Annotated in this window: 1 protein-coding gene; it reads right to left on the bottom strand. The window is 61.3% G+C overall.

Features of this window, described 5'->3' with window-relative positions; all coding sequences use genetic code 11:
- Positions 1 to 238 precede the first annotated feature (238 nt).
- The coding region (locus AC1D01_RS37905) for a hypothetical protein (RefSeq protein ID WP_477875136.1) at positions 239 to 595 on the bottom strand (357 nt) is incomplete at its 5' end.

Raw genomic sequence — 595 nt, 5'->3', positions numbered from 1 at the left:
CTGGCGCTGCGGTGTGATTTCACTGGGTAAGGGGGTCATGCGAGGCGGTCGACGAGGGTGGCGGGCCTCCGGGTCTTCGACCTGCGACTGATCGACGCGCAGGGGACATTTGTCCCGAGTTGCTCCGGCATCGTCCTTCGGGACAAGGAACCCGGCTACAGTGTGGCTGTCACTTCATGAAGAATGAAGTAGGCCATCTAAATGGCTGTTAAATAGAAATATAGCTAATAATAGACTTTTAAATGGCTGCTAAATTTGTCTCATGGTCGACATCAAGCTTGCCACGCCAGACGAACTCGTCCGCGAGCTCGGCAGCCGGTTGCGCGCCCAGCGCCTCGCGTCGCGCATCACCCAGCAGGAGCCGGCGCTGCGGTGTGATTTCACTGGGTAAGGGGGGCGCGCCCAGCGCCTCGCGTCGCGCATCACCCAGCAGGAGCTGGCGCTGCGGTGTGATTTCACTGGGTAAGGGGGTCATGCGAGGCGGTCGACGAGGGTGGCGGGCCTCCGGGTCTTCGACCTGCGACTGATCGACGCGCAGGGGACATTTGTCCCGAGTTGCTCCGGCATCGTCCTTCGGGACAAGGAACCCGGCTAC

Source organism: Rhizobacter sp. P3_B12, assembly GCF_056402895.1.
The sequence above is the reverse complement of the archived record's forward strand: the minus strand, read 5'-3'. Positions and strand labels throughout refer to the sequence as shown.